A 19,760-nucleotide genomic window follows, 5' to 3' on the forward strand; every position below is an offset into this window, starting at 1 on the left:
CTCCCCCTCCTACTCGATCCTTTGTTTCAGAGCTTTGTGATAAGCCCGGCCTTCTTCCGTCATCATTTGCACGCGAGCCTCAAAGCCCCCTTCGGACATCGCATTACGTGTCATGTCTCTGTGCAAGCGCTGCATCTCTTCATTCTTAAGTATTTCTTCAATGGATGATTTGTCCATCATTTGGCTGTGCATGGCCCTCATGTCCTTATTGTCTGACATGTTGCCGGCGAGTACGGACGTTGAAACAGTAACTGCTGCTGCAAATATAAGTAAATTTTTCATTCTTACACCTCCTAGTTGGTTGGTGAGTTAATTAAAGCATCGGTTTCTGAATTGATCCTGAAAGAAATAAGAAAATTTAAAATAAAGTAATTTTTTTCAGGAATAACAGTATCTTGATATAAATCAAATTGTGCATTTTCGTTCTGCAATTCAGTTTGGTTTCAGATAATTGCTATAAGATTGCGAGTCAGAAACATTTCAATGGAGATATAACGTTGTCCATTCTTCCTCACCTTATAAAGCCGGCCTTTCTCGGTGCTCTGGTTTTGACCAGTTTGCCCGCTTGGACGGCAACCAGACTTGAGTTAACCGGCGCGATTGATGCGGCCATCGAGAACGATCCGTGGCTGCGTCAGAGTGTGCAGATGCAAGATGCTCTGTTGGAAGAAGCTGTTGCCGATGGGGCACTCCCGGACCCCCGGATGACGCTTGGTGCCGCGAATTTGCCCACGGATACTTTCGATACCGGACAGGAGCCAATGACTCAGGCCACCATTGGATTTACCCAGCGAATTCCGCGAGGTAATAGCCGTCAGTTGGCCAGCGCAAAAAAAGAGGAAATGGCAGGCGTTCAGCCTTTTCGACGCGAGAACCGCCGGGCGCAGGTCATGGAATCGGTAACGCATCTCTGGCTTGAGGTCTGGCGAACCCAGCAAAGCATCGAACTGATTGAAGATAATCGTGCTCTGTTTCAGCAGTTAGAGGATGTCGCCGAGGCCGGGTATACCTCAGCAAGCATAGGTTCCAGGCAGCAGGATGTAATCCGTGCCTCGCTGGAACTGACGCGACTTGAGGACCGGCTGACGGTGCTGCATTTGCAACAGGCATCGAACCGCGAGGCGCTGGCAGAGTGGATAGGCCCGGACCAAGCCAAGCTGGCTGTCAGTAAAGATGTACCCAACGAGTTGCTGAGAGTGTTTCCTCTGGGCTGGGCTGAAACATCCGCAGAGGCACTGATCCGTCATCCGTCAATCCGCGCGACTGATCAGTTGATTGATGCCCAGAGTGTTGACGTTGACCTGGCTCGCCAGGCCTACAAGCCGGAATGGTCAGTATCTGCACAATATGGATACAGGGAGCGGGCACCAAACGGTCAGGACAGGGCCGACCTGTTCTCTGTAGGCATTGGCTTTGATCTCCCGATCTTTACAGGCAACCGGCAGGATCGAAAACTGAATGCATCAGTGGCGCGACTGGAGGCGGCAAAAACAGAACGTATTTTGCAGATCCGGGGACTTCAGGCCAAAGCCCGTGCGGCCGTGGCCCGGATCGAACGACTGGATGACCGCATAGAGCTCTATGAACAGACCCTGCTGCCGCAAATGGAGGCGCAGGCAATCGCAGCATTGACTGCTTACAACAACGATGACGGCGACTTCGCCGAAGCGGTACGAGCGCGAATTGCAGAGCTTAATACCCAGGTTGAATTGATACAGATGATGGCCGAGCGGGCCAAGAATCTGGCGAGTTTCCGTTATCTGACGTCCGACACTTCCGACATACCTTCCTTTTCACTGAATCGTTACCAGGACTGACCATCATGGCTAATTTTGCTCGCCCTTTGGGCTTTGTATTGCTCGGCGGCCTCGCCGGTGCAGGGGCCACGTACTGGCTTGACACTGACGCGACTTCGACGCCTGCAGCTGAAATGGCCGCTTCTGGCCCAAAGGAGCCGCTGTATTGGGTAGCCCCGATGGACCCCAATTTCAAAAGTGACAAACCCGGAAAATCCCCGATGGGGATGGATCTGATCCCGGTATACGAGGAGGGTGGGTCAGCTGAGGATCCAGCCGGCACGGTCCGAATTTCACCAACGGTCGTCAACAACCTTGGGGTTCGAACGGAGCCGGTGATTCAGGGGCGCCTGCCTAACAACATTACTACCGTAGGCTACGTGCAGTACAACGAAGACGAGATGGCCCACGTGCACCCTCGTGTTGAAGGCTGGATCGAAGCGCTTTATGTCAAAGCCGAGGGCGAGCCTGTTGAGCAAGGCAAGCCTTTGTACACGCTGTACTCGCCCACCCTTGTGAATGCGCAGGAAGAACTGCTTCTCGCGATGAACCGTGGCAATCAGAGACTGGTTGATGCTGCTACCGAGCGATTGTTGGCGCTGAACGTACCGGCTAGTCTGATCAGCCAACTGCGCCAGAAGCGCGAAGTCCAGAGAACCATGACGGTTTACGCTCCGGGTTCCGGGGTGATCGAGAATCTGAATGTTCGTGAGGGTATGTTCATCAAGCCCGGAAACCGGGTTTTATCGATTGCCGCACTGGATGAGGTCTGGGTGATCGGCGAAGTGTTTGAAAGCCAGCTTTCCGCCGTAGAGGCTGGTAATCGGGTGCAGATGACGCTGGATTACATGCCCGGTCGCGAGTGGCGCGGAAACGTGGATTACGTCTACCCCGAAGTGAACCCGAAAACCCGGACGGCGCAAGTGCGGATGCGCTTTGATAACGATGATGGTGTTCTGATGCCAGGCATGTTCGCTCGCCTGGATGTTCAGGGCGAACGGGGACAGCGGCAGTTTCTGGTGCCACGGGAGTCGGTCATCCGCACCGGACAGAGCGATCGACTGGTTCTGTCGATGGAAGAGGGCGCCTTCAAGTCGGTTAACGTGAACGTTGGGCGCGTCGGCGACAAGTATGCGGAAATACTCAATGGCCTCACGCCGGGCGACACAGTGGTCACATCCGCCCAGTTCCTGATCGATTCGGAATCCAGCAAAACCTCGGACTTCCAACGGATGTCATCGCCTCAGGATATGGATGAGCAGGGGATGGATCATGAAGGCATGGATCACAGCACCATGAGCCATGGCGGGGGCGAGTCATGATTGCCGCTATTATTCACTGGTCTATTCGTAACCGCTTCCTGGTGTTGCTGGCGACGTTGCTTATCACAGGGCTCGGCCTTTATTCGCTGAAACAAACGCCGGTGGATGCTCTGCCGGATCTGTCCGATGTGCAGGTCATTATCAAAACCAGTTTCCCGGGCCAGGCGCCGCAGGTGGTGGAAGACCAAGTCACCTACCCGATGACGACAGCCATGCTCTCGGTACCGGGCGCGAAAACGGTCAGGGGATACTCGTTCTTCGGTGACTCCTATGTTTACGTGATCTTCGATGAAGACACCGACATGTACTGGGCCCGCTCCCGGGTACTGGAATACCTGTCCCAGGTTGCGCCCAGCCTTCCAGACTCTGCAAGGCCTCAGCTCGGGCCAGACGCTACCGGAGTTGGCTGGGTTTACCTGTATGCGCTGGTAGACCGCACTGGGAACCAGGACCTAAGCCAGTTGCGCAGCCTGCAGGACTGGTTCCTGAAGTACGAACTGCAAACGGTGCCGGGTGTCTCTGAGGTGGCTGCGCTAGGCGGTATGGTGAAGCAGTACCAGGTCAAGGTCAGCCCGGAAAAACTCAGGGCGCTGGGAATTCCTCTGGCTCACATCCAGAACGCCATTAAGAGAGGCAACCAGGAAGTGGGCGCCTCCGTCATCGAGATGGCCGAGGCGGAATACATGGTGCGCACGTCTGGCTATATAAAGTCCCGTGAGGATCTTCTGTCGATTCCATTAGGACTCGATGACAACGGTACCCCCATATTGCTGAAAGATGTGGCCACCGTTGAAGTTGGCCCGCAGATGCGGCGTGGGGTTGCCGAACTGAATGGGGAAGGTGAAACCGTCGGCGGTGTTGTGGTGATGCGCTTTGGTGAGAACGCTCAGGCAACCATTAATGGCGTGAAGGCGAAACTGGAAGACCTGAAATCCAGTTTGCCTGAAGGCGTCGAGGTGGTGACGGTTTACGATCGCTCTGGTCTGATTGAGCGGGCGGTCAATAATCTCGGCTTCAAGCTGCTTGAAGAGTTTCTGGTGGTGGGCCTGGTGTGCATCGTCTTCCTGTTCCACGTGCGCTCGTCGCTGGTGGCGATTCTCAGCCTTCCCGTGGGTATTCTGGCGGCCTTTATCGTCATGCACTGGCAAGGCATCAATGCCAACATCATGTCACTCGGGGGGATTGCCATCGCTATCGGCGCCATGATTGATGGTGCTATTGTAATGATCGAGAACATGCACAAACACATGGAGCGAACCCCGTTAACGTCTGAGAACCGATGGGAAGTCGTTGCACGGTCAGCCTCTGAGGTCGGGCCCGCGCTGTTTTTCTCGCTCCTGATCATTACCGTCAGTTTTGTGCCGGTGTTTGCCCTGGAGGCGCAGGAAGGGCGGATGTTTTCTCCCCTGGCGTTCACCAAAACCTACGCCATGGCGGCGAGTGCGGCCCTGGCGGTGACGCTGGTGCCGGTGCTGATGGGCTATTTCATTCGCGGCAAGGTGCTGCCGGAGCACAAGAACCCCGTGAACCGCCTGCTGGTTGGCGTTTATATGCCGGTGCTGAAGCTGGTGTTACGCTTCCCGAAAACGACGGTTATTGTTGCGTTGCTGGCATTGGCTGTGGGCCTTTGGCCAGCCACCAAAATCGGCAGTGAATTCATCCCGCCACTGGATGAAGGCGACCTGATGTACATGCCCACCACCTACCCGGGCATCTCCATTGGTAAGGCTCGGGAACTGTTGCAGCAAACGGACAAGCTGATTGCCACCGTACCCGAAGTCGAAACCGTGTTCGGCAAAGTGGGGCGGGCGGATACCGCTACCGATCCGGCTCCATTGACGATGATCGAGACCTTCATCCAGCTCAAGCCGAGGGATCAATGGCGGGAAGGCATGACCACCGAAAAGCTGAAGCAGGAGCTCAATACTCTGATTCGGTTCCCGGGGGTAACCAATGCCTGGGTTATGCCGATCATCACGCGCATCGATATGCTGGCAACGGGTATTAAAACGCCGGTGGGCATCAAGATTGCCGGTCCGGACCTTACCGTCATCCAGAACATCGGTAAACGCCTTGAGGAAGTCATGGTCGACATCCCCGGTACAGCCTCCGTTTACTCTGAGCGAGTCGCTGGGGGCCGCTACATCAAGGTGGATATTGATCGTGAGCGTGCCGCTCGTTATGGGCTGAATATCGCTGATGTTCAGCAGGTAGTGGCCTCCGCTATTGGTGGAATCAACGTTTCCAGAACCATCGAGGGACTTGAGCGGTATCCCATTAATCTTCGTTATCCGGAAGACTACCGGGATTCGCCCGAGAAGCTGGAGCAACTGCCCATCGTGACCGCATCCGGCCAGCGCATTGCCCTGGCAGATGTGGCGGAGATCGGCGTGGAGGATGGCCCGCCGGCCATTAAGAGTGAGAATGCCCGCCTGAACGGCTGGACCTTTGTGGATATTGAGGGTGTCGATGTAGGCACCTATGTTGAACAGGCCATGGTTACCGTGAGTGAAGAGCTGGATCTACCTCCCGGTTATTCAATCAACTGGTCTGGTCAGTATGAGTACATGCTCCGTGCGAAGGAAAAACTGACCTATGTGGTGCCGTTAACGCTGGCCATCATCGTCATCCTGCTGTTTCTTAACTTCCGCCGTTTTGCCGAAGTGGGGATTATTATGGGCACGCTACCGTTTGCGATGATCGGTGCTATCTGGCTGATGTATCTGCTTGGTTATAATTTTTCGGTAGCCGTCGGTGTCGGTTTCATTGCGCTGGCCGGCGTTGCGGTAGAGATTGGGGTGATCATGCTGGTGTATTTGAATCAGGCTTATAACGCAATGCTGGAAACGTGTGATGACAAAGGGCTGACGCCAAGGCGAGAAACCCTCCGCCATGCCGTACTACACGGTGCCGGTATGCGGGTTCGGCCAATCATGATGACGGCGGCCGCCATTATCGGGGGGCTTGTGCCCATTATGATTGGCACCGGTACAGGGTCGGAGGTGATGGGCCGGATTGCGGCACCTATGGTGGGCGGTATGATTTCCGCTGTCATTCTGGCGCTGCTGGTGATTCCTGTGCTCTTTTATCTCTGGAAACAGCGAACTCTTGGTGAGTAACGCCGATAGCAAGGTGCCAAGATTCGGCCTGGCACCTTGCTATCACGTCTTTACCGGTTATCACGATCATTCGCAGAGTGCCTACCCGTCTACTGCGCATATTCCAAAATCTATTTGCCTGAACGTTCGCTTTGCGACCGTCCCGCATCCTAGGCAAACCTAAATAGAAGCGAACGTTAGAGTCATGGTTTTTCTCCGGAGGCTCCAAGCTAATTGCAGCCGTTTTGTCCCAGAAGACTGGGACACTTGGTTTGACGGAGAGGGCGCCTCAGAGGATTTCATGTCAGGCCGTGGAGAGGCGCGGTGAGTGGTAACAACCACAGCTGAAGTTGAAACCCATTAGTCGTCGATTGCCAGCAGCATCCTCTACCGGCCCAAAGCATAGAAGCCCGAAATACAAGCAGGCTCAAAGGCTCCCCAATACAGGATAAAGCGAACCGACGAGCAAAGTTGCCATAGTGATGTTGAAGACTTGCCGGCGCCGTTGGCTAGATAACCATTGGCGGACGACGGTTCCCAGCCAGGCCCAAACTGAAATTGCCGGAAAGCAGACGATGGCAAATGCTGAGGCTACCAGCATCACCGATGGCAGTGACCGGTCCGGAGCGTAAATGGTGATGGCTGACAGGCCCATCGCCCAGGCTTTCGGATTTACCCACTGGAATGCGGCTGCCTGCAGAAATGTCATGGGCTGGCCGGAAGCGGAAGCGACAGTCTCTTTCAAAGGCGCCGCCGTGGCCACCTTCCAGGCAAGCCAGAGCAGGTAACCAACACAAAGAACCTCAAGTATGGTGCGCAAGACAGGAAAGGACTCGAATAAAGACATCAATCCGACACCGGCGAGTAGTGTTAACACGGTCAGCCCGACCAAAATGCCAACCATGTGCGGGATCGTTCTGAGGAACCCAAAGTTGGCGCCGGACGCAAGGAGCATAAGATTGTTCGGCCCCGGCGTAGCCGTGGTCACAAAGGCAAAACCAAAAAGGGCAGCCAGCACAGAAAGGCTCATGACGAATACACTCCAATAGCAACTCATTTTTTGCAATTATATTGACACCGGAATGAAATTAATGATCTAAATACTCCATTTGGCTGGAGTAGATGCAATAAATGAGCAGAATAGACAGCGCCTCCCGAAGAATATTGCAGGAGCTCAAGCGTGACGGAAGAATCAGCAACGTCGAGCTTGCTGAACGGGTAAATTTGTCACCTTCGACCTGCTTGCGACGTGTCCAGGAACTTGAACGAACGGGTGTAATCCGGGGCTATCGTGTTGTCACAGATCGGGAGCGCATGGATCGCGGTTTTGCCGCATACGTCAGTGTTTCCCTTTCATCACATACCAAAGCGGCGCTTGAGGACTTCGAACATGCAATGCAGGATGCCGATGAAGTAGTCGAATGCCACAACGTGGCCGGCGCATTTGAATATCTGCTGAGAATCGAGTGCAGGGATCTTGCCGGTTATAAGCATTTTCATACCGACATTTTGGGTACCCACCGCCATGTCAGTGCCCTTACGACGTATCTAGTGATGGGGTCACCCAAAGATGAGCGTGCTTGAGGCTCCGACCGGTGGATGCCGTTTGGGTTCAGGTACGATCTTGCAAAACGTACCTTGAGCAAAAAGTGATGAATCGCGGCTAGCAGCCGCAGTCGCGCTGCTAGCGGCAAAATGTACAACTTGAGTCCAGGTCAGCAGTCGATGGGAAGGTCGTGAACGCCCATCCTGAGTGTCCGCTTTGCGACCAACTGCCCCCCGTATTTTAGTTGCCAGATTATCGGGCATAAGCAGAATGCGAGAACTCAGAGGCGTCTGTTAATAATAATCTGTGAGCTTTAATCTCAACGGGTGTTTTTAAGCAAATTGTTTCCGGTCCCAACCAATAATGCCGCCAGGCCGGATAGCAGGGCACTGCCGATAAATGTCGCATGGATTCCGATGTGGTCCAGCAACAATCCGCCGAGCCCGGCGCCCAATAGGATCGAAGCCTGAATGGCGGCAACGATCAGGCTGCCTGCAGCCTCGGGCGAGTCATCAACATTCTGTGAAAGCCAGGCCATCCAGCTAATGGACATTGACGTGTTCATCGCACCCCAAACGGCAAGCAGCACGGCCGCCACAGCCACAACTTGCCCAAAGCCAAGCAGTCCCAAAGTGACGGCCCCCATGACCAAAGGCACCAACTGTAGCAACCGTACAATGTAGTCATTCGCAAATTTCCCGCCAGCCCATGTACCTACAAAGCCACTACAGCCGAGTATCAGGAACAACTGGGACAATGTGATCACGTCGGCACCTGTGACGGTTTCAAGGAAGGGGCGCAGATAGGTAAACATCGAAAAGGCACCGGCAAACGTAAAGATCACGGCTGCCATACCCCGTGCAAAATAAGGGCGTTTTAACACATCAATAAGTGAGCGAAATGATTGCCGATCATTCGCGGGCATGGAGGGCAGCGCAAGGAGTTGCCACATAAGAGTTACGGCAACAATCGGAACCAGAATCCAAAATACCCCACGCCAACCGATGATTCCTCCCAGGTAGCTGCCGATCGGCGCGGCAAACGCCGCAGCCACTGCCTGGCCGGTATACATAATAGCCAAGGCTCTGGACACGGCTTCTCTTGGGACCAACCTCATAATAACGGCTGTTCCGAGCGCCCAGAATCCACCAATACAGATACCCAGCAGTGCCCGAGCAACCATCAGCAACGCAAAGTTGGGTGCCGTCGCGATGAGTACCAGCGAAAGCAGCATCAGCCCCGTCATGGTGACCAGTACCCATTTGCGATTAATTCGGCCAGCCATCGTGGTCATGAGGAGGCTTGCAGCTACCGCAAAAATACCGCTGATGGAAATTGCCTGACCTGTCAGTCCCTCGGTGGCATCGAGGCTTTGCGCCATTGGGGTCAACAGGCTCACCGGCATGAATTCAGAGGCAATCAGCATGGCAACACAAAGGGACATTGAAAATACAGCACCCCATGCCCCACGTTCTTCTGAAATCCCCACTGTTGAATCTCTGCTGATCATAAATGCACTCACTTAACGGCCTGCTTGAGACGCGCAATACTAGCCCGAATTTCTCATGCGGCATAAAAAGAAGCGGCTGAAAGTGCTATAGTTTCAGGACCTTACACCATCACCAAAGCACCAACAGCCGCTTCCAAAATGCTACCTGAAAAACTGACCTTCTCGCCACTCGTTCGCCGTAAAATTGAAGCCGATTTCTCCGGTGGTCATATCACCTCCGATGCCGGGTTGCTCCTGCTTCGGGAAGTCGACAAACAACACCGCCTGACTCAGCGTCTGGCCTCGGTGCTTAACGATTCACGGAATCCAATGCTGGTGCGGCACAAGCTGGAAACCATGACTCGGCAACGAGTCTTCGGCGTGGCGGCAGGATACGAAGACCTGAACGATCATGAGGCGCTGCGTTTTGATCAGGCCCTGCAAACCGCGGTTGGTAAAGAGAGCGATTTAGCCGGTAAATCCACGCTGTGCCGGATGGAACAGCAAGTAGACAGACACTCGGTGGTCAAGGCCCACGAATTGCTATGGCAGCATTTTATCGAACAGCACGAGACACCGCCGAAGGAAATCGTGCTGGATTTTGACGGTACCGATATCCCCGTTCATGGCGACCAGCCCGGCAAGTTCTTTAACGCTTATTACGACCACCACTGTTACTTTCCGCTGTACGTGTTCTGCGGCCGTCACCTGCTGGTGAGCTACCTGCGCACCAGCAACCGCAGTGACAGCCGACACAGCTGGGCCATTCTGGCTCTGCTGGTGAAGTTTATCCGGCAATATTGGCCCGATACACGCATCGTGTTCCGGGGTGACAGTGGCTTCTATCGGCCTCGTCTATTGAGCTGGTGCGACCGGAATAATGTGGATTACCTGGTCGGCATCAGCAAAAACAGCCGGTTGATTAAAGACGTGGAGGCGCCATCACAACTGGTCCGTGACACGCACCAGAAAGTCGGTGAAAAAGTCTCCGCCACTTATCGGTTCCGGTACCAGGCGCATTCCTGGAAGTTCCCTCGCTGGGTGGTGGCCCGCTTGGAAGAAGGCGAGCTTGGCTCCAATCCTCGCTTTGTCATCAGCTCCCGCTATGACGACGGTTTTAAGCTCTATTACGAACAGTACTGCGCCCGAGGCGATATGGAAAACCGGATCAAGGATCAGCAGCTGTATCTGTTCGCGGATCGAACGTCGAGCGTTCAGTGGTGGACCAATCAATGGCGGCTGATCCTGTCCGGCTTCGCTTACACCTTGTTCGAGCGGTTACGAGCGCACCTGAAAAAGACGCCGTTCGAGCGGATGAGCGCCAACAACCTGCGGCTGAAGCTGATCAAGGTTGGCGCGGTCATCATCCGCAATACCCGCCGAATCCGGGTGCTGATGAGTGATAGCTACCCCTACAAAGACGAACTCACGGATCTGGTACGCCGCCTGGTTCCGGGGTAGATGCCCGGGCTCCCCCGGCCCGATGCAATGGGGGAAAGGGGGCAGTGCGTCCAAGCAATAGAAACTGATCAATTATTAGGCGTTCATGACCGCACCTGAGCGGCCATGGCGGTAACCCGCTCAGTCTGCGAGACTTGCTGGGTAACTATGAGAAATCCGGGCTAGGGTCCGTACGGGTGCGCGCCAACCAGGTTCGAGTGATTAGAATAATGAATTTCATGCATGAATGGTCTGGTGCATAGGGCTTTTCAGTGAGATAAACTGAAGCAATACATTCAATGGTTAATAAATGATGCGAGAAGAACTAAACGATCTTGTCGTTTTTATGACGGTGGCAGAAGAGCGTAGTTTCACGCGAGCCTCTGTACGTTTGGGACTGTCACAGTCCGCTGTCAGTCACACCGTGCGACGGTTAGAGGAGTCCATTGGGCTCAAGCTGCTCAACCGAACTTCAAGACGGGTATCAACCACGGATGCGGGCGAGAAGCTTTTGGATACCTTACGTCCGAGCTTTGGGCAGATCACCGCGCGCATTGAGGAAATCCGTTTGCTAGGAGATGCCCCTCGCGGACTGGTGCGGCTGACGGCGAGCAAGGCTGCCGCGAAGGCAGTTCTATGGCCCAAAATATCGCAGATTGTCCGCGACTACCCGGAAATCCAGATCGAATTGAACCTGGAGAGCAGGCTGACAGATCTGGCCGAGGATCGATTTGATGCGGGTGTACGTCTCCGTGAGTTTGTCAATCCGGACATGATCGCTGTGAAAATTGGACCTCCGATCCGCATGGTTGCAGTCGCGGCCCCCGATTATTTTCGTAAGCACGGTATTCCGGAACACCCTTCCGATCTGGATGATCACGCGTGCCTGGCGCTGCGTTTTAGCTCTCATTCCCCGACGTATGACTGGGAGTTTGAGAAAGAAGAGGAAGCCATCGTCAAGAAAGTGCATGGGCCTCTGATTTTCAGTGAGAGCGATTTGTGTATAGAAGCCGCAAAGGAAGGACATGGCATTGCCTTTGTGACCGAGCCCGAGGTTATTGAGGACATCGAGGACGGCAAACTGCGCCGGGTGCTGTCTGATTGGTGCCCACCCTTCGACGGCTATCACCTTTGTTATTCAGGGCGCCGCCAGATAAGTTCAGCCTTCCGGCTGGTGATTGATCGGCTAAGGTACAGGGAATAGTGGTAAGAAACATTCATCACCGAGTCGATCGATGAATCCCATTAATAATACCAGCCCACAAAGACCAATAATGTCCTGTGGTACATGTTGCCATTGCCAACTACCCTGAACGTATTCGTTTGAAGAGACACACCGAGCCCGATCAAGCCAGGATGGGAGAGATTGATGATTAGCCTGACCATAAACGGACAGCAGCACGAACTGGATGTACCAGACGACATGCCCCTGCTTTGGGCCATTCGCGATGTCGTTGGAATGAAAGGCACCAAATTCGGATGCGGTATCGCCCAATGCGGTTCCTGCACGGTGCATCTCGATGGCGTGGCAATACGCTCCTGCGTGACACCTGTCTCCGCAGCCCAGGGGGAGGTCACCACCATTGAGGCCATGGCTGAGGACGCCGTTGGCCAGAAAGTGCAGCAGGCCTGGCTGGACTTGGGTGTAGCGCAGTGTGGTTATTGCCAGGGCGGCCAGATCATGAATGCCACGGCCCTGCTGAAAAAAACGCCAAAACCAGACACCCAGGAAATCATCGATGCCATGGCTGGCAACCTGTGCCGCTGTGGGACCTACAATCGTATTCTGGCCGCCATAGAGCGGGCCGCCGACCAGGAGGCCAATTCATGAGCCGATCAGACGATACACTGCTGCTTGCCAATGTCAGCCGCCGGGGCCTTCTCAAAGGTCTGGCCGGGGGCTCAGCGCTTTTACTGGCTGCCCGCTGGGATATCGGGCTGGCCAATGAACAGGCCCAGTTCGGCGCTGGTGTCATGCCGGGTGGCTGGGTGGATAACCCGAACGTGTTCATCCACATTGACACAAACAGCATCGTCACGTTTATCAACAACCGTGCCGAAATGGGGCAGGGCATCCGCACCAGTCTGGCCATGGTTGCTGCCGATGAGCTTGGTGCTGACTGGGAACGGGTACAGGTGCGTCAGGCTGACGGAGACCAGGACAAATACGGTAACCAGAACACTGACGGCTCCCGCAGCATGCGCCACTGGTATGAACCCATGCGCCGCGCGGCCGCCGCCGCCAGATTGATGCTTGAGCAGGCTGCAGCCGATCAGTGGGATGTTCCGGTACATGAGGTGCAAGCCGGCATTCACAAAGTGTTGCATCCGGCCACCGGTCGCGAACTTGGCTTTGGTGACCTTGCAGACGCAGCGAGAAAGCTGGATGTTCCTGACCGGAGCGCCCTGGTTCTGAAACCCGACAGCGAACTGCGCTTTATTGGCAAGGAAACCGGCCTGATAAATGGTGAGCTTAAATCCGCTCATCCCAAAGCCATTGACGGCGAAGACATTGTCACAGGCAAGGCAGTGTTTGGTGCTGATATCGACCTGGAGAACACGTTGTATGCGGTGGTAGCCCGACCACCCGTCTACGGCGCCAGGATAAAAAGCGTCGACGATAGCGAGACGCTGAAAGTACCGGGTGTAGAAAAGACGATTCGGATTGAGGGCGCAAGCCAGCCTGCGGCATTCAGCCCGCTCGGCGGCGTCGCCGTGGTGGCCAGCAACACCTGGGCTGCCATGGAAGGGCGCAGGGCCCTGAAGATCGAGTGGGACAACGCGCCGGCGGGGGACAATGCCGACTATACCTCCGATGCTTACCGGGAGGCCCTGGAAAAGGCGGCGCAATCCCCCGGCAAGGTCATCCGCCAGTCCGGCGATGTCGAGGCTGCTTTGAAAGAGGCCAACAAGCGGGTCTCAGCCACCTATTACATGCCCCATATGGCACAGGCGCCGATGGAGCCGCCGGTGGCCGTAGTAAAGGTAGAAAACGGCAAGGCGGAAGCCTGGGCACCGGTCCAGAACCCAAGGGCCACCCGCGAGGGCATCGCGGGAGCCCTCGGGATAGACATCGAAAACGTCATTGTTCACCAGACATTGCTTGGGGGCGGCTTCGGGCGCAAGTCCAAACCGGACTTCGTGATTGAAGCGGCTCGCGTGGCGAAAGAGTTTGAGGGGCAACCCATCAAGCTGCAGTGGTCCAGGGAAGACGATATCCAGCACGCCTACTTCCATGCGGTCTCTGTCGATCACCTGGAAGCTGGCCTGGACGGGGAGGGCAAAGCCACCAGCTGGCGCCACCGCACCCTGTCGCCCAGCATTGCGTCACTCTTTGCGCCGGACCCCAAGCACAAAGGGGAGTTTGAGCTGGGTATGGGCTTCAACACCATGCCCTTCAGCATTCCCGCTATACGACTGGAAAACCCGCCGGCACCGGCCCATGTCCGCATTGGCTGGTTCCGGTCGGTTTATAACCTTCCCCATGCCTGGGCTATCCAGAGCTTTGCCCATGAAATGGCGGAAGCGGCCGGCCAAGACCACCGGGATTATGTGCTGGACCTGCTTGGCCCCGGCCGAGAGATTCACAACCTGACCGTCGGCGATGGCTGGAACTACGGCGAAGATCCGGACATGCATCCGATCGATGTGGCACGGATGCGCAGGGTGATTGAGCGCGCCACCGAAGAAGCCGGCTGGGGTCGCGAGCCCCAAGAGGGGCGGGGGCTGGGGCTGGCGTTCCACCACAGTTTCGTCTCCTACACTGCGGTTGTCTTTGATGTGGAAGTGGACGATGACGGCGAACTGACCATTCACCGCGCAGATATTGCCTTCGACTGCGGGCGTCAGGCCAACCCGGAACGAATCCGGGCCCAGATGGAGGGTTCTATAGTGATGGGAATAGGTATTGCCCTGCAAAACGAGGTGTCCTTCAAGGATGGCGTTGCTCAGCAGAGTAATTTTGACACGTACCTGATCCCGAGAATGCCGGACGCGCCGAAAGTCGTCCGCGTGCACTTGATCAACAATCCCGATGACGCCATGGGTGGGGTGGGGGAGCCTGGCTTGCCGCCGGTTGCCCCGGCACTTTGTAATGCAATTTATGCGGCCACCGGAAAGCGCATCAGACGTCTCCCTGTTGGCGACCAATTGCAGACGAGCTGACTTCTATGCAAAACCTGGATTATCAGGTAGTTGAACAGGCCATTGAATGGCTGAGTGATGATAGAACCATCTGGTTGTGCACGGTGGTCTCCACCTTCGGCTCTTCGCCCAGGGAGCCGGGTTCACTCATGGTTGCCAACGCTGACGGGCAGCATTTGGGCTCACTCTCAGGCGGCTGTGTTGAGGAGGATTTCCTGGCACGCCTGACCGAGGGTGAATATCAACTGCCGGCTGTTATTGTGCGGTATGGCGCACCTGTCGGCGGCCCAGAGAACGCCCGCGTTCGCTTGCCTTGTGGCGGCATCCTGGAAGTGCTGGTGGAGCGAATGTCAGCCACCCATGAGAACCTGGCCCATCTAAAGGAAGTTCTGGGAGCTCTCGGTGGTGAAAAAGACATCGAGAGACAGGTAAATCTCACGGATGGCAAACGCCGGACTGAGCCAGCCTCAGCAACGGGGCCACGTGTCATCCTTGATGAAAGCCAGGAGGTGGTCAGGATGCGGGTGGGCCCGGTTGCCAAACTGATCCTGGCGGGCTACTCAACGGTCGCAGAGGCGTGTGCCCGTTTTGCCATCAGCCTCGGCTATCAGGTGGTGTTGTGCGACCCTCGGGATGAGGTCACCTGTGATCTGAAACTGCCTGGCGACATTGAGTTCATTCCCCAGTTGCCGTCGCTGTATATTGCTTCACCAGGTGCCTGTACGCCATCCACGGCTGTGGTGGCAGTGACCCACGATCCCCGTATTGACGATCTGGCCATGATGGCAGCCGTGAAAACCGCTGCCGGCTACATCGGAGTCATGGGCTCGGTTCGCACATCCCAGGCACGAGCTGATCGCCTGCGTCGCACAGGCGGACTGACCGATACAGAGATTGAGCGGATACACATGCCAATTGGCCTCGATCTGGGAAGTAAAACGCCTGCCGAAATTGCGCTGGCTATCATGGCTGACATCGTTCGCGTGAGACGCGGGCGTGTCTCCGTTAACGCATGACTGGCTTCCACTTTTGGCGGCCTGGGCATCACTTGCGGGTTTCGCGCGGGCTGGGCCTGCTTTGCGGTCTTCTTATCCTCGGGACGTGCGACGTCGCCCAGCCAGCCGCTTCAGGCTCACTCATCCCCGTTACCGCTGCGGCCAACGTCCAATCGAAGGAATCTCGTATGTGGATGACCATCGGAGAGCACCGGTTCGCCATCACCCTGGCCGACACCGAAGCCGCCCGCGAGTTCGCCGCGATGCTGCCGCTGACGATCGACATGCCCGACCTCAACAACAACGAGAAGCACGCGGAGCTGCCGAAGTCGCTGCCAACAAACACCATCCGCCCCGGGACAATCCGTAATGGCGATCTCATGCTGTACGGATCGCGAACCCTGGTCCTGTTCTATCTGACCTTCAACTCATCTTATTCGTACACCCGTATCGGGCGCGTGGACGACCCCATTGATCTGGCGCGGGTGCTTGGCCGAGGCACCGCGCGGATCACGTTCTCCAGGAACTAACGCAGAGCAGCCATATCGAACTGCGCCACTGGGAGTCGTTCTCAAGTTGCTCATTAATGAATCCAATGCATAGGTCCTTTCGATTTGACCCTGCTGACAGACCTTACACACCTCTGCAAGACTGATAGCTGCAATTTCGATTTGTGGACTCCACCGGGCGTGAAACATTGGCACGGAGGAACCGCCGAGAACGACATGACACATATCGCGGCTCAGGAAGCGAAGGATGGCGAAAACGTGGTGTGGATGGAGCAGGTGACCGACGAGCAGTACCTCGACTGACGGCGCTGTTGCACCGGTTCACCGAGCGATAGTTACACCGGTGGCGCATCCTGAATCTAAAAGGAGAGAACGAATGGAAATGTTGATTAGAGCGTTACTACTGATGGCCTTTCTGCTGTCGTCGACTGTTGCTGCAGCTCAGGAATCTCCATCGCCCCGGAATTTCCATCTTCCTGACAGTGCGCCCTCCATCGCGCAGGTGAAATCGGTGTCACCAGCGCTGGCTTCCTACACAGAAAACCTGGTGTTGAGCGAAGTCTGGAACCGGGAGGGGCTGTCGCCTCGTGACCGGAGCGTGGTGACATTGGCAGCGCTGGTTTCCCGCAACCAGAAGGTCGAAATGCCGTACCACATTCGTCTGGCGCTCGATAACGGTGTTAGTCCCGCTGAAATTTCCGAGCTTATCACTCATCTCGCCTTCTACTCTGGTTGGCCCAATGCCATGTCCGCCGTTTCCGTTGCGGCCGGCATTTTCATGGAGCGAGGCATCGAACCAAAGGATCTTCCGAAAGTATCGCCGGAACTGCTGACGCTAGACGAAGAAGCGGAGGCCAAACGCCAGGCATTTGTGCAGGACACGTTCGGAGAAGTTTCACAGGGCGTTGTTGATTATACCGAACAGGCATTGTTTCTCGATCTCTGGCTGCGGCCGGGCTTGGAACCGCGAGATCGAAGCCTCGTTACCGTCAGCGCACTGATTGCGGCGGGTAAGGTGGAACAGGTGCCCTTCCATCTTAACAAGGCCATGGACAGCGGCCTGAGCAAAGGGGAGGTGTCGGAGGTGCTGACGCATCTGGCGTTCTATGCTGGCTGGCCAAATGTATTCTCGGCGTTGCCGGTTGTGAAGGATGTCTTTGCCCAGCGTGAGGATTGAGTTTACTGGCAAGGAAGGAGCCAGAGACACTCATTTCCCGCATCTTCTTACTCACAAGGGCAGATTCATGAATCTGGCGCATAGCTCCTTGTACTTTAACACCCTATATCAATGTTTTCCCGCCGCCTAGAATTAGATTAATCACTTCACGATAGCAATGGAGTCGTGCTCCACCGAACTGTTCGGATATCCGCCAGTGGGCTCGCAACACTTAAGTTACGTCTATTCACGACTGTTAGTCAGGTATCGCTATGGACTGGAGAAAAATTTCGGGCGTCTTCGCCATCATGATCGCATCACTAGCATTGTGCGGGTACGCCTACCTGCAACATCCCAAGTTTGGCGCGGTTGCAGAGGCGAACCGCTTGGACCGTTCGCCCAACTACGTCGATGGTCGCTTCCAGAACCTGCAGCCGGACCCAAAGGCAACAATCGCCGAGGATGATCAGAAGGGTTGGATGGATATGTTGTTGGGCGCCGACAACGGCAGAATCCCGCCTGGTCCGGTGCCGGCTGAGGTCACCGACCTGAAGGCGCTCGACAGGGGAGAGGACATGATTGTCTGGCTGGGACATTCATCTTTTTTTATCCAACTCGCCGGCAAGCGGATATTGATTGATCCAGTGCTGAGCCAAAACGCGTCACCCGTGCCTATGACGAATGAAGCCTTTGAAGGCGCAAGTCCATTCGAGCCTGATGATTTACCCAGAATCGACTACCTGTTGATCTCCCACGACCATTGGGATCACCTCGATTATCCAACGCTGATGGCGCTGAAAGACCGCGTTGGTGATGTCATCGTGGGCCTCGGCGTCGGCGAACATTTCCGCTCCTGGGGTTTTCCGAAGGAGCACATCCATGAGGCAGACTGGGGTACAACGCTGAACCTCGATGAGGCCTTGGCAATCCATATCTTGCCGGCCCGCCACTACTCAGGCCGCTGGTTTGAAAAGAATCAGAGCCTTTGGGTGAGCTTTGCCCTGGAAACAGCAGACCGGAAAGTATTCTTCAGCGGCGACAGCGGTTATGGCGAGCACTTCAAAGCCATTGGCGACCGGTTTGGTGAGTTTGACCTGGTGCTGCTCGACTCCGGGCAGTATGACGAACAATGGCGCCACATACACATGACGCCGGAAGACGCTGCACAAGCGGCGGATGACCTGAACGCAAAAGCTTTCATGCCAGCACACGTGGGCAAGTTCTCTATTGCCTTCCACAGCTGGGACGACCCTTTCCAGCGTTTGGAGAGCGTCAGCCAGGGGAAAGATTGGGAGCTTATCACTCCAAGAATTGGGGAGCTCGCGGATATAGGGAGCCTGGTAGATGCTTCAGCCGGTGCGTGGTGGCAGTCAGTGCGAGCCAATAACTGAAAGTTTTTCTTCAATCCTGGCGGGGTAATCTACCATCACTTTAATCAGGTAATCCATCAATGAAAAAGCTTGTTGTTTTATTAAGTCTGATTGTCATTTCATTCAACGTTGTGGGGGCTGATATGTCTCATGGAGCCAATAATTTTTACGATAGCGATCGGGTGACCGTCGAGAAGGTCTCGTTCAGAAATCAGTATCAGATGGAGGTCGTAGGTAACCTTTTCGTTCCCAAGGATTTCGATAAAAACGAAAAGCACCCCGCCATCGTTGTCGGGCATCCGATGGGGGCCGTCAAGGAACAAAGTGCGAATCTTTACGCCACCAAGATGGCCGAAAGGGGGTTCGTCACCCTGTCCCTCGACCTTTCGTTCTGGGGGGAAAGCGAAGGTCAGCCGCGCAATGCGGTCTTACCGGATATATACGCGGAAGACTTTAGCGCGGCGGTGGACTTCCTGGGTACCCGCCCGTTTGTTGACCGCCAGCGTATTGGCGCAATTGGCATCTGTGGCAGTGGGAGCTTTGTTATCAGCGCTGCAAAAATAGACCCACGCATGAAAGCCATTGCCACGGTAAGCATGTACAACATGGGTGCCGCGACTCGGCATGCATTAAACAATTCACTGTCCCTTGAGCAAAGAAAGCAGATCATTGCCGAGGCTGCGGAACAGCGCTACGTGGAGTTTTCTGGTGGTGAGACTGAGTACACCGGCGGAACTGTCCATAACTTGGATGAAGATACTCATCCCATCCAGCAGGAGTTTTATGATTTTTATCGCACATCGCGAGGTGAGTACACTCCTGAAAGTTCTTCTCCTGAGCTGACTACTCATCCGACCCTGACGAGTAACGTCAAATGAGGTGGACCCCATCAGTTG

General features: G+C 55.3%; 16 protein-coding genes and 1 pseudogene. 14 read left to right on the forward strand and 3 right to left on the reverse strand.

Annotated features, from left to right (window positions below):
- Window positions 1-9 precede the first annotated feature (9 nt).
- The gene (locus Q668_RS15920) at window positions 10-282 is read right to left on the reverse strand and encodes a hypothetical protein (protein WP_022990632.1); all 273 of its coding nucleotides are present in this window, start codon (window positions 280-282) and stop codon (window positions 10-12) included.
- Window positions 283-497: 215 nt separating this feature from the next.
- Between Q668_RS15920 and Q668_RS15925 the strand changes: the two genes are divergently transcribed.
- Genes Q668_RS15925 through Q668_RS15935 form a run of 3 tightly spaced genes read left to right on the forward strand, consistent with a single transcriptional unit; the run spans window position 498 to window position 6,237 of the window.
- On the forward strand, window positions 498-1,817 hold the full coding sequence (locus Q668_RS15925) for a TolC family protein (protein ID WP_036220305.1): 1,320 nt from the start codon (window positions 498-500) through the stop codon (window positions 1,815-1,817).
- A 5-nt stretch (window positions 1,818-1,822) separates the two neighbouring features.
- A complete protein-coding gene (locus Q668_RS15930) occupies window positions 1,823-3,118 on the forward strand; it encodes an efflux RND transporter periplasmic adaptor subunit (RefSeq protein ID WP_022990634.1) in 1,296 nt (431 codons plus the stop codon).
- Complete coding sequence (locus tag Q668_RS15935) at window positions 3,115-6,237, forward strand: efflux RND transporter permease subunit (protein WP_022990635.1); 3,123 nt, start codon at window positions 3,115-3,117, stop codon at window positions 6,235-6,237. The genes Q668_RS15930 and Q668_RS15935 overlap by 4 nt, the downstream gene beginning before the upstream one ends.
- Window positions 6,238-6,643: 406 nt before the next feature.
- Here Q668_RS15935 and Q668_RS15940 read toward each other — a convergent pair whose 3' ends face one another.
- Complete coding sequence (locus Q668_RS15940) at window positions 6,644-7,246, reverse strand: LysE family translocator (RefSeq protein ID WP_036220306.1); 603 nt, start codon at window positions 7,244-7,246, stop codon at window positions 6,644-6,646.
- Between the two features lie 101 nt (window positions 7,247-7,347).
- Between Q668_RS15940 and Q668_RS17000 the strand changes: the two genes are divergently transcribed.
- Window positions 7,348-7,800: an Lrp/AsnC family transcriptional regulator gene (locus tag Q668_RS17000; protein ID WP_081697631.1), complete on the forward strand. Its 453-nt coding sequence runs from the start codon at window positions 7,348-7,350 to the stop codon at window positions 7,798-7,800.
- Window positions 7,801-8,081: 281 nt separating this feature from the next.
- On the opposite strand, the gene Q668_RS15945 is transcribed toward Q668_RS17000, so the two are convergent.
- Window positions 8,082-9,272, reverse strand: a complete 1,191-nt coding sequence (locus tag Q668_RS15945) for an MFS transporter (protein WP_152521801.1) — start codon at window positions 9,270-9,272, stop codon at window positions 8,082-8,084.
- A 138-nt stretch (window positions 9,273-9,410) separates the two neighbouring features.
- Here Q668_RS15945 and Q668_RS15950 point away from each other — a divergent pair, with 138 nt between their 5' ends.
- The 10 genes and pseudogenes from Q668_RS15950 to Q668_RS15990 form a co-directional block, all read left to right on the forward strand.
- Window positions 9,411-10,712, forward strand: coding sequence for an IS1380 family transposase (locus tag Q668_RS15950; RefSeq protein ID WP_022990639.1), 1,302 nt, complete (start codon window positions 9,411-9,413; stop codon window positions 10,710-10,712).
- Between the two features lie 289 nt (window positions 10,713-11,001).
- Window positions 11,002-11,895, forward strand: a complete 894-nt coding sequence (locus Q668_RS15955; RefSeq protein ID WP_022990640.1) for a LysR family transcriptional regulator — start codon at window positions 11,002-11,004, stop codon at window positions 11,893-11,895.
- A gap of 165 nt (window positions 11,896-12,060) precedes the next feature.
- The gene (locus Q668_RS15960) at window positions 12,061-12,522 is read left to right on the forward strand and encodes a (2Fe-2S)-binding protein (protein WP_022990641.1); all 462 of its coding nucleotides are present in this window, start codon (window positions 12,061-12,063) and stop codon (window positions 12,520-12,522) included.
- Entirely contained in the window at window positions 12,519-14,855 is a 2,337-nt protein-coding gene (locus tag Q668_RS15965) for a xanthine dehydrogenase family protein molybdopterin-binding subunit (protein WP_022990642.1), read from the forward strand. The genes Q668_RS15960 and Q668_RS15965 overlap by 4 nt, the downstream gene beginning before the upstream one ends.
- Before the next feature lie 5 nt (window positions 14,856-14,860).
- Window positions 14,861-15,850, forward strand: a complete 990-nt coding sequence (locus Q668_RS15970; protein ID WP_022990643.1) for an XdhC family protein — start codon at window positions 14,861-14,863, stop codon at window positions 15,848-15,850.
- A gap of 167 nt (window positions 15,851-16,017) precedes the next feature.
- Complete coding sequence (locus Q668_RS15975; protein WP_022990644.1) at window positions 16,018-16,359, forward strand: cyclophilin-like fold protein; 342 nt, start codon at window positions 16,018-16,020, stop codon at window positions 16,357-16,359.
- 159 nt (window positions 16,360-16,518) lie between these two features.
- Complete coding sequence (locus tag Q668_RS17560; protein ID WP_413771530.1) at window positions 16,519-16,641, forward strand: hypothetical protein; 123 nt, start codon at window positions 16,519-16,521, stop codon at window positions 16,639-16,641.
- A gap of 73 nt (window positions 16,642-16,714) precedes the next feature.
- Window positions 16,715-17,515: a carboxymuconolactone decarboxylase family protein gene (locus Q668_RS15980; RefSeq protein WP_022990645.1), complete on the forward strand. Its 801-nt coding sequence runs from the start codon at window positions 16,715-16,717 to the stop codon at window positions 17,513-17,515.
- A gap of 251 nt (window positions 17,516-17,766) precedes the next feature.
- On the forward strand, window positions 17,767-18,885 hold the full coding sequence (locus tag Q668_RS15985; protein ID WP_022990646.1) for an MBL fold metallo-hydrolase: 1,119 nt from the start codon (window positions 17,767-17,769) through the stop codon (window positions 18,883-18,885).
- 59 nt (window positions 18,886-18,944) lie between these two features.
- Window positions 18,945-19,739, forward strand: a pseudogene (locus Q668_RS15990) (alpha/beta hydrolase); the annotation flags it as partial.
- Between the last annotated feature and the right edge of the window lie 21 nt (window positions 19,740-19,760).

The sequence above is a fragment of the Marinobacter sp. ES-1 genome, from assembly GCF_000475255.1.
Taxonomy (GTDB): Bacteria; Pseudomonadota; Gammaproteobacteria; order Pseudomonadales; family Oleiphilaceae; genus Marinobacter; species Marinobacter vinifirmus.

Bases quoted from the DNA above. Each gene is read 5' to 3' on its own strand.
- Q668_RS15920 (WP_022990632.1), bottom strand. From the start codon at position 282: ATGAAAAATTTACTTATATTTGCAGCAGCAGTTACTGTTTCAACGTCC.
- Q668_RS15930 (WP_022990634.1), top strand. From the start codon at position 1,823: ATGGCTAATTTTGCTCGCCCTTTGGGCTTTGTATTGCTCGGCGGCCTC.
- Q668_RS15935 (WP_022990635.1), top strand. From the start codon at position 3,115: ATGATTGCCGCTATTATTCACTGGTCTATTCGTAACCGCTTCCTGGTG.
- Q668_RS15940 (WP_036220306.1), bottom strand. From the start codon at position 7,246: ATGAGCCTTTCTGTGCTGGCTGCCCTTTTTGGTTTTGCCTTTGTGACC.
- Q668_RS17000 (WP_081697631.1), top strand. From the start codon at position 7,348: ATGAGCAGAATAGACAGCGCCTCCCGAAGAATATTGCAGGAGCTCAAG.
- Q668_RS15945 (WP_152521801.1), bottom strand. From the start codon at position 9,272: ATGATCAGCAGAGATTCAACAGTGGGGATTTCAGAAGAACGTGGGGCA.
- Q668_RS15950 (WP_022990639.1), top strand. From the start codon at position 9,411: ATGCTACCTGAAAAACTGACCTTCTCGCCACTCGTTCGCCGTAAAATT.
- Q668_RS15955 (WP_022990640.1), top strand. From the start codon at position 11,002: ATGATGCGAGAAGAACTAAACGATCTTGTCGTTTTTATGACGGTGGCA.
- Q668_RS15960 (WP_022990641.1), top strand. From the start codon at position 12,061: ATGATTAGCCTGACCATAAACGGACAGCAGCACGAACTGGATGTACCA.
- Q668_RS15965 (WP_022990642.1), top strand. From the start codon at position 12,519: ATGAGCCGATCAGACGATACACTGCTGCTTGCCAATGTCAGCCGCCGG.
- Q668_RS15970 (WP_022990643.1), top strand. From the start codon at position 14,861: ATGCAAAACCTGGATTATCAGGTAGTTGAACAGGCCATTGAATGGCTG.
- Q668_RS15975 (WP_022990644.1), top strand. From the start codon at position 16,018: ATGTGGATGACCATCGGAGAGCACCGGTTCGCCATCACCCTGGCCGAC.
- Q668_RS15980 (WP_022990645.1), top strand. From the start codon at position 16,715: ATGGAAATGTTGATTAGAGCGTTACTACTGATGGCCTTTCTGCTGTCG.
- Q668_RS15985 (WP_022990646.1), top strand. From the start codon at position 17,767: ATGGACTGGAGAAAAATTTCGGGCGTCTTCGCCATCATGATCGCATCA.